10 protein-coding genes are annotated in these 15,089 nt (G+C 52.9%); all 10 read right to left on the reverse strand.

The window, feature by feature from the left end; genetic code table 11:
• Positions 1-190: 190 nt before the first annotated feature.
• The 10 genes from HNQ59_RS16590 to HNQ59_RS16635 all read right to left on the reverse strand — a co-directional run bounded on the left by HNQ59_RS16590 (position 191) and on the right by HNQ59_RS16635 (position 14,975).
• Positions 191-2,062, reverse strand: coding sequence for an alpha/beta hydrolase family protein (locus HNQ59_RS16590; protein ID WP_184041515.1), 1,872 nt, complete (start codon positions 2,060-2,062; stop codon positions 191-193).
• Positions 2,063-2,399: 337 nt separating this feature from the next.
• On the reverse strand, positions 2,400-4,082 hold the full coding sequence (locus tag HNQ59_RS16595) for an ABC transporter ATP-binding protein (protein WP_184041516.1): 1,683 nt from the start codon (positions 4,080-4,082) through the stop codon (positions 2,400-2,402).
• A gap of 18 nt (positions 4,083-4,100) precedes the next feature.
• Complete coding sequence (locus tag HNQ59_RS16600; protein WP_425491402.1) at positions 4,101-5,159, reverse strand: ABC transporter permease; 1,059 nt, start codon at positions 5,157-5,159, stop codon at positions 4,101-4,103.
• A 69-nt stretch (positions 5,160-5,228) separates the two neighbouring features.
• Positions 5,229-6,167, reverse strand: coding sequence for an ABC transporter permease (locus HNQ59_RS16605; protein ID WP_184041517.1), 939 nt, complete (start codon positions 6,165-6,167; stop codon positions 5,229-5,231).
• Positions 6,168-6,173: 6 nt separating this feature from the next.
• Positions 6,174-8,189, reverse strand: coding sequence for a M3 family metallopeptidase (locus tag HNQ59_RS16610; protein ID WP_184041518.1), 2,016 nt, complete (start codon positions 8,187-8,189; stop codon positions 6,174-6,176).
• An 11-nt stretch (positions 8,190-8,200) separates the two neighbouring features.
• Positions 8,201-10,072 (reverse strand): ABC transporter substrate-binding protein, encoded by a 1,872-nt coding sequence (locus HNQ59_RS16615; protein ID WP_184041519.1) that lies wholly within the window; start codon positions 10,070-10,072, stop codon positions 8,201-8,203.
• A gap of 239 nt (positions 10,073-10,311) precedes the next feature.
• Positions 10,312-11,076, reverse strand: a complete 765-nt coding sequence (locus HNQ59_RS16620; RefSeq protein ID WP_184041520.1) for a TonB family protein — start codon at positions 11,074-11,076, stop codon at positions 10,312-10,314.
• On the reverse strand, positions 11,076-11,495 hold the full coding sequence (locus HNQ59_RS16625) for an ExbD/TolR family protein (RefSeq protein ID WP_137937173.1): 420 nt from the start codon (positions 11,493-11,495) through the stop codon (positions 11,076-11,078). Before HNQ59_RS16625 ends, HNQ59_RS16620 begins: the two co-directional genes overlap by 1 nt.
• A 2-nt stretch (positions 11,496-11,497) precedes the next feature.
• A complete protein-coding gene (locus HNQ59_RS16630; RefSeq protein WP_184041521.1) occupies positions 11,498-12,199 on the reverse strand; it encodes a MotA/TolQ/ExbB proton channel family protein in 702 nt (233 codons plus the stop codon).
• 103 nt (positions 12,200-12,302) lie between these two features.
• Entirely contained in the window at positions 12,303-14,975 is a 2,673-nt protein-coding gene (locus HNQ59_RS16635) for a TonB-dependent receptor plug domain-containing protein (protein ID WP_184041522.1), read from the reverse strand.
• Between the last annotated feature and the right edge of the window lie 114 nt (positions 14,976-15,089).

Below are 15,089 nucleotides of genomic sequence, written 5' to 3' on the forward strand. Positions count from 1 at the left end.
TCCCACCAGCCAGCTACATTCAAGTAATTAATTTCGATAGAAAATATCTGTAAACCAAGCCGACATGGAATTTCAATCAATCGACATTTAATCAAATACGAAAATTCATTAAATCCACTGCTGACAGCCATGAAAAACGGCACTGGAACCCTGTCCCAGTGCCGCTTTGAACATCTATATGATCAAATTGTCAATTCAGGTATTTACCAAAGAATTTCTCCATTGCCTCATACGCCTCGAAACGATTTTCTTCATTGTGAAAACCATGACCCTCATTTTCCTTGACGATATATTGCACATCCACACCACGCTTCTTGAGCGCATCGACAATCTGGTTGGACTCGGCAATATTCACGCGTGGATCTTTCGCACCTTGTAGAACCATCAATGGCGTTTTGATCTTATCGGCGTGCAGCGCGGGTGAGCGTGCGGTAAGCAGTGCTTTGTCACGCACTGGGTGGCCGACCATGTCATGCATCTGATCCAGGAACTGCTTCCAGTAAGGCGGGATGGTTTTCAGGAAGGTGAACAGATTGGATACCCCGACATAATCGACCGCACACGCATACAGATCCGGCGTAAAGGTCACCCCAGCCAAGGTCGCATAACCACCATAACTCCCCCCGTAGATGCAGATCTTTTTCGGGTCGGCAATGCCCTGCTTCACCAGCCAATTCACCCCATCGGTGATGTCATCCTGCATGGTGCCGCCCCACTGTTTGAAGCTGGCACGCCAGAACTGCTTACCATAGCCGGTGGAGCCCCGGAAATTCATCTGCAATACTGCATAGCCACGGTTGGCCAGCCATTGCACTTCTGGGTTGTAACCCCATTGATCGCGTAACCATGGGCCACCATGCGGGTTCACGACCACGGGTAGGTTCTTCGCCTCTTTGTCGAGCGGCAGCGTCAAATAGCCATGAATCGTCAATCCGTCACGAGAGGTGTACTGGATAGGCTTCATTGGTGCCATCTGCTTCTCATCAAGCCAAGGAGTCACATCTGCAAGCTTGGTCAGCTGATCCGTCTTTGCTTCATACAGGTAGCGAGTCCCGCGTGTGCGATCGTTGTAGGCCACGATAACAAAGGTGTCTTCATCCTTGTTGGCGGCCCCGATCAACACCTCATATCCAGGCAATTTCTCTTCCAACTTTTTGTATAGCGCCTGGGTTTCTTCATCCAGATAGGCACGCTGCGGTTTCCAATCGATATAGTCAACCGAGGTCAATTTTTTACGCTTATGTGAATATTGAACCCCACTCACATCCACATCCGCACGCTTGTAGATCACCTCCTTTTCCTTGCCTGTTGCCGGGTCCACAACGACAAGCTCGGACTTGTCGCGCCCGATATTGGAAGTTGCATACAGGTATTTGTTGTCAAAGGTGAATAACCGTGGCTCCATTGATTCGGTGTAATTGGTGGTCAACACAGTCTTGAATGGTGACTTTTCGTCTTTCCGGTACAGCAGGCTGGTATTGACGCCATCCGAGCTGGTGGCCACGCGGATACGCCCTTCGTGGTCGGTGACCCAGCCGGTGATCTTGCCGGGGTTTTTTGCAACCAGGGTCAATTTGCCGGTCTGGACATTCAAGCGATAAGCATCGAATATTTCCGGGTTGCGTTTGTTCAAACCAATCAATACATCTGTCGGATGATCTTCCAGCTCGTCGATCAACTCCACACGTACCTTGTCGAAAGGTGTCAGATCGCGGGTCGTGCTCCCCTGCTTGTCCACTGCATACAGGTGATAATTCTCATCCCCCCCATTGTCTTTCAGGAACAACAGGTAATCATTGCCCTTCCACATGTATTGGGTGATATCACGGTCCTTGACCTGCGTAACCTGCTTGGGCTCGCCACCACGGGTTTGCACATAGATATTGAGGCGATGTTCAAATGGCTGTGTGAATGACACCATCTTGCCATCTGGTGAAATCTGGAAATTGGCCTGCTGTGGGTTTTTGAAAAAATCCCGGACAGGGATTGGTTCAGCTGCATAGCTGGATGCCCCCCCCAGCAGGGAAAACATCAATAATGTTGCTTGTGTTGCGCTTTTCATCTCGACCCTCTCTCATTGTGGCTTTGGCAAAACTGTTCTGTTCCCATCGGGGCAAGCCCGACCGAATCACTTTGTACTGCATCATCCGAAAATGTTCCTGCCTTGCTTTAAAAACACGCCAACCAGAATCTTTCATTGAAAGATATCTTTTATAGAAAGCTACCTTTTATAACAAGACACATCGGTAAAATAACGCGCATCTGATCAGGATGCGCGCTGAAAAGTCTATCGGAATTCACAACACCGGACAAGCAGTCCTATCGATATTCTCCATGAACCAGTGCTGTCCCCCTGCCCACACATCGCAACAAAGCCATGTCCGGGCAGAAAGCCACACCTAGTCTTTACCAGGAATGGCTGACAGCAGCTTTTTGGTATAGTCATGCTGCGGATCATGGTAGATGGCGTCGGAATTGCCATACTCCACCATCTGCCCTTGATTCATCACCAGGACTTCATCAGAGATATATTTCACCACAGACAAGTCGTGCGAGATGAAGATATAACTCATACCGTATTCATCCTGCAGCTCTTGCAACAGGTTCAACACCTGTGCCTGTACGGACACATCCAGGGCAGATACCGATTCATCGCACACGATGATTTCAGGCTTCAAGGTCAGGCACCGGGCAATCCCGATACGCTGCCGTTGTCCGCCTGAAAACTCATGCGGATATTTTCCGAAAGCCCGTTCATCCAGACCGACCCGCTTCAACAAGCCCAATGCGGTAGCACGGCGCTCGTCATCGTTGGCCCCGATGCCATGGATCTGCATCGGCTCTGTCAGGATCTGGCCGATGGTGAACCGTGGATTCAGTGAGGCATAAGGGTTTTGGAAGATGATCTGCAGCTTCTTCTTGTATGGCTGGAATTCCTTTTCGGATAACTGCAGCAGGTTCTTGCCGTCATACATGACCTCACCACCCTGTGCAGAGTGTAGTCTGAGCACTGCCTTGCCCATGGTGGTCTTGCCCGATCCGGACTCCCCGACCACGCCCAGGGTTTTCCCCTTGCGCAGCTTGAAAGACACGTCCTGTACCGCCGGGATCTCGTGCTTGCCAAACAAGCCACGTTTTTGCGTGTATACCTTACGCAGCCCTTTGACCTCCAGCACGATCGGGTCACTTTCACTGACACCCCGCGCCCGCTCTTCCTTGGGAAGCTGATCCTCCCGACCTTGCAGAAAATCATCCACCACCGGCAGGCGTACCGGGCGTCGATCCAGGGTCGGACGGCAGGCCAACAGCGCACGCGTGTATTTATCCTTTGGATCAGTAAACACCTGCGCGGCCGGGCCCTGCTCCTTGATCACGCCATGATGCATCACCACCACATGGTCTGCGATTTCCTTCACCAGCCCCAGATCATGGGTGATAAACAGAATCGACATACCGTGTGTTTCACGCAGCTTCATCAGCAGCTCGACGATCTGCTTTTGGATCGTGACATCCAACGCGGTGGTGGGCTCATCGGCAATCAGCAGCTTGGGCTCACATGCAATCGCCATGGCGATCATCACGCGTTGCTGCTGGCCCCCTGACATCTCATGCGGATAGCTGTTGACCCGCCGCTCTGGGTCGGGAATGCCTACCTCGCGCAGCAACTCGATCACTCGGGCCATGGCTTGCGATTTGCTCATGCCTTTATGCAAGCGCAGCACCTCGGCAATCTGGCTGCCAACTGTATAGACCGGATTCAAAGAGCTCATCGGCTCCTGAAAGATCATCGACATCTGATCACCGCAACGGTCGCGGCGCTGCAGGCGACTTTCGTCGAGCAGGTTCTTGCCTTCGAAAATCAAACGACTTTCTGGTGCGATGACAGTGTTCTCATGAGGCAGCAAATCCATCACCGCCATGGCAGACACGGACTTACCGGAGCCGGATTCACCGACCAGCGCGACGACACTGTTCTTGGGAATGGTAAAACTGACACCTTTCAGAGCAGTGAAAATCTGCCCCTGGCCCAGCTTGAATTCCACCTTGAGATCTCGAACCTCAAGCAATGCTTCATTGGACATGGTTGTTTCCTCGGGGCTTTATTTACGACGCGCTTTCGGGTCGAGCGCATCACGTAACAGATCGGTGAACAGGCCAAATGTCACGACAAACAGCGACATCACACCAGCAGCGGCAGCCAACTGCCACCACTTGCCCAATACCAGCTCGGCTCGCACCTCGCTGATCATCACCCCCCAGGAAACCGAGCTGGTCGGCACACCAAAGCCGAGGAAGGACAACACCACCTCGGACTTGATGAAATCCACCACCAGCTGCGATAGCTGAACCAGCATCAAATGGCTGACGTTCGGCAGAATATGTACAAACATACGGCGGCTATTGGATGCACCAATCGCATTCGCAGCCTGGATATATTCACGCCCACGTTGTTTCACATACTCAGAACGGATCAGACGATAGGTTCCTGTCCAGCCGGTCACACCAAGGATGAAAATGACGGTCGAGATGCCAGGTGTCCGTACAATCGAAGCAATGGCCATGACCAGCAGAATGTACGGCATAGCCGTAAAGACACTGTAGAGCCACTCCAACGCCGCATCGACCATGCCACCGAAGTAGCCGGCCATGGCACCCAGAAACGTACCGATGATCACCGCCAGCAAAGCAGCCAACACCCCGACAGTAATCGACACCTGCGATGCCTTGATCACCTTATCGACAACGTCGCGCCCCTGCTTGTCGGCACCCAGCGGGCGTGACCAATCCAGTGGCTTTTCTTCTTGGTGATATTGTTTTTCTGCCTCATCGAACTTGCCATAGTTGGCCGCCAGCGGATCGACACTGCGTAGTGCGTCATCGATTTCCAGCTTTTCATAGGTCAGACGGCTCGATTCACCTTGCGGGTTCGGCGCATCCTTCATGAAATCTGGGTTGGCATAGGAAACCGCAATCGGTTCATCCCAGTTGTTGGCAATCAACCCGACCCACCCAGCCAGCGTCGCAGCCAGAAACACCAACAGGATCAACACGCAGGCGCGTGCCAGCCATCCTGAGAACAGACGGCGCATGGCCTGCGCCCAAAACCCTTGACTATTGGACATGTTCAAGTCCTTGCTTGATTTCGACCCACCAGACATGAACCCCATGGCCCCCGCCCAGAGCAGCACACGCACCCAGAATCCTTGATGATTGGACATGTTCGGCTCCTATTTCAGCTCAACACGTGGATCGAGCACTTTGTAAAGCACATCCACAAACAGGTTGGCGAACATGGTGACGAAAGCAACCATCATGGTGATGGCTTTGATCACTGGGAAATCGCTCTTTTCAACAGCAACAATCACTTCCCGCCCAATGCCAGGGATCGAGAAGATCTGCTCGATGATGAAAGAACCCACCACCAGGCCAGGCAACGACAACGCCATGTTGGTGACAATGGGGATGGCCGCGTTGCGCAACACGTGAACATACATGATGCGGTTGTCGCTCACCCCTTTGGCACGGGCAGTACGCACATAGTCCTGATTGATTTCCTCAACCACGAACGAGCGATACAGGCGCAAGCTGGGGGTGATGGCCACGAACAGGATCAACATGATCGGCAGCCATGCATAGGTTGACAGGTTCGTCGCCAGACTATCGCCCCAACCTTGAACAGGCGCCCAGCCCAGCACCGAACCGAATACCCACTGCCCCACCACTGCGTACAGCAGCAAGCTGATCGACATGGATGCCGTACAAATCGCCATGACCACACGATCTGTCAGCGTGCCGCGCACATACGCGACACCCAGTGCCAACACCACCGCGATTGCGGCTTCCAATACCCATACCGGCAACATGATGGTCAAGGTGGCGGGCAGGCGTGCTGAGAGGATCTGCCCGACCGGCTCGTTGGTTGTCCAGCTACGGCCATAGTCAAATGAGATCACCTGCTTGAAGAACACCCACAGCTGCACAAACCAAGGCTCGTCCAGCCCCAGCTCCTTGCGGATGGCTGCAATCCGCTCTGGATTGGGCATTTTACCTGCCAGAATCTGGGCAGGGTCACCGGCGAAGAAATTGAACAATAGGAACAGCATCAAAATCACCCCGAGGATGGTCGGGATCATTTGCAGGATGCGTCGCAGGAAGTATGCGAACATGATGGCTTACCCCTTGGTGCCAGACTTGGCGTCGGCTGCCTGTGTGGTAGTACGTTGCCCGGTGATCTCGCGGAAGAAGGCATCTGGGCTGGTCTTACGACCCAGGAATTCTTCAACCAGCTTCATCGGGGGCACCTGGCCACCATTTTCAAGAATGATGGAACGATAACGGGCACCTGCTTTGGCATCCATCACGTTATCCCCAAAGCCGGACAACATATCGAGCGCCAGCACTTCCGACCACATGTATCCGTAGTACCCAGCCTGATAGCCGCCGATGACATGCCCGAACGCAGCAGGCGCCATCGTGCCATCTACATGACCCAGCGGCATTTCACGCTCACCATCCCGCCATAGCTGCATGGGGTCGCCTGGGTTGGCAGTGTGCAACGCCATATCCCACGTTGCAAAGAACACCTGGCGGGCATATTTCACACCCTGGCCAAAGCTGCGTGCGGCATTCATCTTGGCGATCAATGCCGGGTCGATCGGCTTGCAGGTGCTGCATACCTCATTGAACAGCTTATGTGTCTCGGGACGGCGGGCCCACTCTTCATACATCTGTGAGGGGGCTTCCACAAAGTCACGTTTGACCGATGTACCAGCCTGCATGCTGTATCGGGTTTTGGACAATACACCGTGCATCACATGACCAAACTCATGGAAGAGCGTCTCCAACTCATCCTGATCAAACCCATTGCGGTTGAAGTTGGTCACCAAGACCGAGATAGGGGTACGTTTGGCGATGGTGCTGACACCAATGGTCGGGAAAGCGGCGGCGTGCTTGTATTTGCCATCGCGTGGGAACAGGTCTAGATAGAAACTGGACAGATATTGCTTGCTCTTGCTGTCGTATACATCAAAAGCCCGCACATCAGGGTGCCATACCTTCTGTTGCTTGTTGGGGCGGAAATCCACACCATACAGCGTGCTGGTGACTTTCATCATCCAAGCCAATGTCGGCTCGGTCGGGAACTGCGCCCGTACTTCTTGTTGATCCAGGCTGTAACGCGCTTTCTTCAAACGGGTCTCATAGAAGAGCAGATCCCAGCGATACATCTTGGCGTCCGGATTGCCGGTGAATTTGGCCTTCTCTGCCGCCAATTCGCCAATTTCACGCTTTTCCAGCTCACCAACCCGGGTTTTCACATCGCCCAGGAACTGATTGACCGCCGCGGCGCTGCCAGCCATCTTGCGCTTCAACGACCAATCGGCAAAATTGTCATAGCCAAATAAACCAGCCAGCTCCTTCCGCAGGGTCACCACCTGTTTCAGGATGGTCAGGTTCGCTTCACCGCCACGTTTGTTGAATGCCTCATACATACGACGACGAGATTGCTCATTCTCGGCGTAATTCATGATCGCATCGTACTCAGGGTAATCCAATCCAAATACGAGGCGCCCTTCTGCATCCTTGGCCCGGCCTTCAAGCGCATCTTTCGGCACGCCAACCAGCTCGGCCTCTGTGTAGGTCACCTTCGCCTTGGTGTCGCGAACATTGCGTTGAAATTCCTGAGCCAGTTTATCCAACTCATTATTGATTGCAGCCACACGCTCGCGTTTGTCTTTAGGCAGGCTGACACCACGCGACTCAAACTCATCCAGAATGCTCTGGCGAGCCATCTCATCAATGGCATCCGCAGGCTTCAAAGCCTTGACCCGTTCATACAAGGCCGTGCTTTGCAGCATATCATTCAAATAGCCAGAAATCCGCAGATCGCATGCCTCGGCGGCTTTACGCACCGCCTCGTCCGGGCTGGTTTCCGACAGCAGGCCAATTGGCCCACCAGTGGCCTGAAGCTGGATATCCAACTGGTTCCAGGTAAGCAAGGTGTTGTCCTTGCTGACTTTACTCAAAGGTAATGATTCGATCTTGGCAACACGTTTTTTGGTGTCGTTGATTGCCTTGTCACACATTTTGCCGATTTCATCAGCCTTGGGCTGCACAATGGCACCGGGCAGCGCTGCATAGGTCTGCCCAATCATCGCCATTGCGGCCAGCGCAATCGCAGTCTTCTTCATGACCTCAATCCTTATTGCTGTTTCTTATATGCCTCGCGCTTGGCGAGGTCGATGTCGTAATACATGAATTTCACGTGATCCACTGGATGAGCAAGGAAGCCGGTGGTCCAGCTGTGCTCCATATGCGTACGAATACGGTGGACATTGAAATTCCATGGCGCGTAGGCCGCTACCAGCCGCACCATGCGCATCACCTTGGCTTGTCGCTCCGGTGAATCCGGCATCTGGCTGATCTCACGATAGAGGTCGTCATATTCCTTGAGTTTGAAGCAGGAATCGTTCCCCTCTCGGCAGTTAGGGCCATACAGCAGCTGCAGGAAGTTTTCGACATCGGGGAAATCCGCCCCCCAGGCACCACCTGTCAATTGGAATTTGCCATTCTGCTTGCGCTGGATCTGATCAGGGAAGGAGGTCTTCTCGGTGCGAAGGCGGATCTTGACCGCCTTGAAAGCCTGCTCCATCAACTCCTCGAAATCCCTTCGCCCACCAGTGGTCGTCCCGAGATAGGTGATCTCCAAAGGTTTCCCATTAGGCAGCTCACGATAACCATCACCATCTACATCCTTGTACCCGTAGGTATCCAAAATGGCGTTGGCACGCGCTGGGTTGTAGGCATGCAATGCATTTTTGAAGTTGGGATCGTAGCCGACAATGCCTGGGCCCCAAGGGGCCTCTGCTTCAATGGCTTGTCCAGCACGGGTGACCATGGCCTCTTTTTTAGAGTTGTAAGACATGGCAAGCGCACGTCTCAGTGCAACCTTCTCCGGCTCATACCCCCCCACCACCTCGTCTTCCATATTGAACTGGTTGAAAGTCACTTCAGGCTCCAATTCACGGAAAACCTTGATGCCTTTCTTGGCGTACTGCGGCTTCAGCTTGCCGCCAGGGGCCGATTGCAGGGCATATTCCGACCCAACCCGGTAGTGAATGTCGGTATCACCACGCAGAAAACCCAACCATTGTGCCTGGCCGTTTTCCATCACAGGCAGATCGATACGTCCAATCAACGGGAGGCGCTTGCCGCGCAACTCTGCCATCACTGTCTGATTGACGCCCGTTGCGTCTACCGGTGGCTCATACACCATCCCGCGATAGCTGGGACTCGCTACCAGCGAAGTACGATGTCCCCGCTCCCATTTCTGCAGTATGTAGGGTCCTGTTCCAACTGGGTGCGCACCAATATCAACCTTGCCATATTTATCCACGACCTCTTTAGCAAGCGCCCCGGTCGTGGTCATAGCAAGAATGTAGTTCAAATTGTAATCAGGCTTGGTCAACTTGATCTGCAGGGTATAACGATCCAGCGCCTTCAATCCCTCGACAGGAGTAGAAGGGTCGAAGGACCCTGCCGCCTTTGCAGCCTCAAGCTTCTCATCCAAACCAACGATCTTGCCACGCAGTAACCAGGAATTCGGGCGCTTGGTAGTTGGATCGACAAGGCGTTGCAAAGAGAAGACATAGTCTTGTGCGGTCAGCTCTCTTTTTACACCGTTGAATGCAGGGTCATCTGCAAAATAGATCCCTTTTTTCAGGCGAATGGTATATGTCCTGCCATCTTCGGAAACCACGGGCATGGCTTCCGCTGTTTGTGGCACCACTCTTGCAGGGCGTGACAAATAGTCGAACGTCAACATCGATTCGAACATTTGCGCCATGATGATATTGGAGTACTGATCTGAATATTCGGCTGGGTCAAAACCTGTTTCTGGAACTTCCAAGCCGAAGTGGAGGGTTTTATTCATGTCTGCGGACACTGCAACATTGCAGGCCGCCATGCCAAGAGCAGCGACGGTAAACGAATTCAGCAACGTCCAAGACAGACGCTGCCAGGTTGTCCGATTGCCACTCCCGCTGATTCGAGTAGAGCGAATGGAAGTGTTCATGGCCAAAATGTAGGTTGCAGGCAATGAAAAAGGCGGTAACGTCACCGCCCATCAGGTTGTGCACCAGCAAAGCTGGAAACACACCTTCAAACGAAATGCCAGCCAAACCAAGTATCGTTATGCCGCCAACAAATCAGACAGAATGCCAATTCGTCGACATCCTGCCCGCCAAAATGATCACATCAGCGACCACCTTGGCAGGCAGGAACACCTCAACTTAGCCAGCAAATCTGCCTAGATTAATTGACGTCGACGATTTCTTCTTCTTCACCACTGAGTGTGAAGTTCACCTCGTAGACACCAGTATGGGCTTGGCCGTCAGCATGGAATTTCCATTGCATCAGCTTGCGTTTGACCTCATTGGCCAACGCAGACCCACCTGGAGGAGATTTCTTGATTTCTACGTCAGTGACATCGCCATTACCATCAATGTGCGCCCAGGCAATAACCAAGCCCTGTACATCATTCTCACGCGCTTTCCGCGGATACTCGATGCCGACTTTGGACTTGGGTGCCAATCCCTTCACCGGGCCTGAGTTGACAGGCGCAGGTTTGGCATCCGGTGTCGGATTGCCAACTGCCGGCTTGGACTCACCTACTGCTGTTGGCACCGACATCCCTCCTGTCGAGGTAGCCGGCGTATCAACAGGCTTCGGTGCCTCCATTGGGATGGGGGCTTGCTCTGGTTGAGATTGTGGCTTTGGCGCCTCTTGTACCTTTTCGAGAATCTTTTCGACCTCTTTGGGTTTTTCCTCGACGATCTTCTCTGGCTCAGGCGGTGGTGGCGGCTCTTCTTCCACCACATCCACTACCTCCATGATCTGTTCCTTCTCGGCAATATGCTTGCCAGTAGGAGGGAACATGAACACTGCGGAGATAAAGGCGACCTCGATGACCGCAGCAATGGCCAGAGCCTTGCCGAAAGTCATGCCTTTACCAGTTGAGATGTCAGGGTCTGCCCAAAGAGGCACGCCAGGTTTTCCCGCAACAGTCATGGCGGTCATCAGGCTCCTCCTGCTTCCTTCTTGGTCGCGATGCCAACGGCGGTGATGCCAGCAGCCCGCACATCATCCATCACCGACATCAAAGTCTGCAGGGAAGTTGTCTTGTCACCAGCGATGATCACTTCAACCTTGGGTGCAGAAGCTTTCTTTTGCTTCAACAAGGCGGTCAGTGATTCATGCGTGTGTGCCTGATTATCGACCAGGATCGAACCATCTTCCTTGACACCGACTGCAACCTTCACAGGAGGCTGCATTGTGGTGGCCGTCTTTGAGGACGGCAATTGCAGAGTGATGCCTGCGCCTTCCATCATCTTCAAGGTCACGACCATGAAGAAGATCAGCAGGAACATCATGATGTCGATGAGCGGGATCACTTCGATCCGCGCTTCTTTATGCTCCAAATAACGGCCCGCGCGCATGATCAAGCACCTTGCGCAGCAACGTTAGGCTTTCCATTGGAAGCAGCTTGTGCAGCGGCTTTTTTGCCTTGGAGCACAGCATGATCAACACCACCACCGTGCAGACGGTTGATCAACATGGTCTTCACCAGCTCAAGCTGGTTGACTGTCAAGCGGATACGTTTATTGAAATAGTTCAGGAAGCCAACAGCAAAGATGGCGATCAGCAGACCACCAGCGGTAGCGATCAGCGCATGGCCGATACCACCTGTAATTGCATTCGGGTTCGATACGCCATGGTTACCGATCGCGCCGAATGCTTGAATCATACCGATAACGGTACCGAACAGACCGAGCAACGGTCCCAGCGTCACGCCTGTGTCCAATACCCACAAATTCTTGTCGAGCTTAGGCAGCTCCCACAGCAACGCCTCTTCAATATGGCGCTCCATGTCTTCTGCGCTTTCACCACGGGAAGCAACTGCGGCCTTCACCACGTTTGCCTGAGGGGAGCCCTCGTAATGTTTTGCAACTTGTTGCAGTTGCTCAACGCTTTGATACTTGACCAACAGAATGTCGTGCTCGATGGCATCACCAATCTTCACGACTTTGGCGATATACCACCAACGTTCGATGATCACCGCAAGGCTGATTAACAGCACCAGCGCCAGAACCGGCACCAGGCCACCTGAAAGTACACTTACCTCGATAATGAAATCCAGCATGTTATTTACTCCTAAGTTTATAGTGGGTTGCTGCTAAGACTGCCGCCACCCGCTGGTGGGTGACGGCAAAATTTCGAACGAGATTATCACAAACCCTTGGACATTAGAACTTATACGATGCAGAACCGTAAAAAGTTCTACCCAGGGGGTCTGTGTAGCGGTTATCAAACCCAAGCTGGTGCCCGCCTTGCGTTTTCACAGTAAAGGGCGGGCGTGTGTTGAACATGTTCTTGATACCGAACGTCAGCTCCAATGATTTGATACCAGCATACCGTGTCTGCCAGTCATAGGTACGGTAACCAGCAACGTACCTCGTGAGGTTATAGGTTTGCCCGGTTGCCAGATTATCGACATCTTGCGGCTGGTCCCAGTATCCAGACTTGTAGTTGATGGTAAAGGTATTTGAAAACTTACCGACATCCCATGTATTGATCAGCCGCCCTGAGAATTTAAAGGTCACCTCGGAGTCATTGTAACGGCCCAGGTTATTGAAGATGCCGTCACCAGGTGTTCGCTCGTAATCATTCTTCAGCATGTATGTGGCGATCAGCTGGGTTCCAAACCGTCCCACGCCGGAATTGACCGACAATTTTGAGTCAAAGTCGATGCCTCGCGTTATCTTCTTCCCCAAATTATTGTTTTTCAACAAGATTGCCAGATTCGTGGCATTAGATAGCGGATCCGTGTAGAGGATATAGAGGTCGCGATACTTTTGTGCATTCCCAAAGACGACATCCTCCTGAATCTGACCGATGGTGTCTTTCAGGTTGACACTCCAGATATCCACACCAAATGAGGCATTTTGTGACGGCTCGACTCTGAACCCGAACGTCCATTGTTTTGTTTTTTCCGGTTTCAGATTCGGATTCCCAGCAACGTAGACGTTATATTGTGAACCAGGTGGCTGACAGTATTGAGCAAGGGGATCTGACGCTGAGAACGGACAATCATATGTCCCGCCAGTCACACCGAACAACTGTTGGACATCCAGCATTTGCGCAACGGATGGCGCCCTGAACCCACTTCCCACAGAACCACGTAGTAGTAAAGCGCTGACCGGCTGGTATCGGACGGAAAGCTTGTAGTTGGTAGAGCCACCGATCTTCTGATACCGGTCATGCCGTAATGACCCGGTCAGCTCCAGATCTTTGATGACTGGCGCAACGATCTCAGCGAATGTTCCCCATGCATTTCTCGTCTTGTCCCACCCGAGATCCTGTGAATCATCACCGGCAATCCCGTTGGCTACGCCCTTCGCCAACTCACCGGGTGTGTATTTGGTCCCCTCCCGCCAGGCATTGATACCCGCCCCCATCTGAACCGAGCCGCCTGCGATCTCCATCAACTCCCGCGAGCCGTGCAATCCAAAGAACGTCAGTGAGCTCTCTCGCTCCTTGAACTTGCCTTTCGACAAAGCCTGCTCAATTGCAGCCTTGCCCGCCGCGCTTTGCCCACCGGGCTCGACAAAGGGGTTGATCAAACCGGAATCCAACGCGTCTTTCAGCTCATTTCGTTTCAGCCAACCAGCCAGATGTGTCTGCGTCCATTCATTGACGGAATGCGTCAGCGATGTCGTGTAATCCCACCCTGCGAGCGTCCCCCTCAGCCCTACATTCAGGTGCTTGGCGACATTCTCGTCCTCAGACGTACGATTGCCTGCATCAACGGCCCGCCATCTGGCGCTTACATCACCAGTCGCGCCCAATGACTGGGCGATACTATAGAAGGGTGAAGTGGTCGGGACAGGAATATCAACCGGTGCAGGTGCAATTCTAGAGGTCACCTGAAACCTGGAGATCATTGCGTCAGCAAAGAGTGTATGTTTATCGCCCAACGACTTGTTCACCGACAACAAGAAGTTGTCACGCTTGGCCTCTGGGTTGATTTCAATGGTACTGGTGTAGTCAAAGTAACATGCCGTACCCACTTGCTGGTGCGTCGGCGGGCACTTTCCGTTTGCCACGAGGTAGGGGTTTTTCAGCACGCCTCCAATCAATACGTTTGCGGGCACGCCTCTTGTGGAGCCATTGAAAAACTCATGCGGCTGCCCTTCGTGATCAAAGTGCAGAATCCCGGTTTTGGCAAAGTCACGATCCGTCGCCTTCAACTGCTTGGTCTGATCATGACTGAAAGAGGCCAGGATATTGAATCCGTCCTCCTGCAGATTCCCAAAACCCTTGACGATGGAAAACCGTTTCTCTCCCCCGCCATCACTCGAAGGATGGGAAATCGAAACCGATACATCCCCAGCAGTCTGGTTGTTCCTCAGAATGAAATTGATAACACCCGCCACGGCATCTGACCCATATAAGGCGGATGCGCCATCAGTCAGCACCTCAACACGCTCCACTGCGGCCAGGGGGATGGTATTCAGGTCGATGCCAGCCAAAGCACCCGTCATCTCCTGGCCAGCAAACGTCGCGACACGCCGCCCGTTCAACAGCACCAAGGTACGCGTTTCGCCAACATTATGGATGGACGCTCCTCCAAAGCCATTTCCCCCGCCCCCGGCGGACTGGGACACCGCTGTAAAACCCTGTATTGCAGGTAGCTTCTGAATCAACTCAGTCACCGAGACGGCCCCAGTCTTCGCAATTTCCGTCTTGCTGAATGTTTGAACAGGTACAGAGCCTTCCTTGGCAATCCGTTTGATACTCGAACCGGTCACCTCGATCCGCTCTGCTTTTTTGGCTGTCTCCTCTTCAGCAGATACCGACTGAATCAAACTCACATAACCAATAGCCGCCATGGCCAACGTCAAGCGTTTCATCTTCATCAAGCCGTCCCCTCTCTTGTGTGTGGGCATTTTTTGTAGCATCACAACGTAAGGGTTTTCCTGTACGTCGCGCGTAAAGTAACAAAAATCCGATTCTGTGAAAAATGCAACTGA

This window comes from Chitinivorax tropicus, from assembly GCF_014202905.1.
In the GTDB taxonomy this organism is placed as follows: Bacteria; Pseudomonadota; Gammaproteobacteria; order Burkholderiales; family SCOH01; genus Chitinivorax; species Chitinivorax tropicus.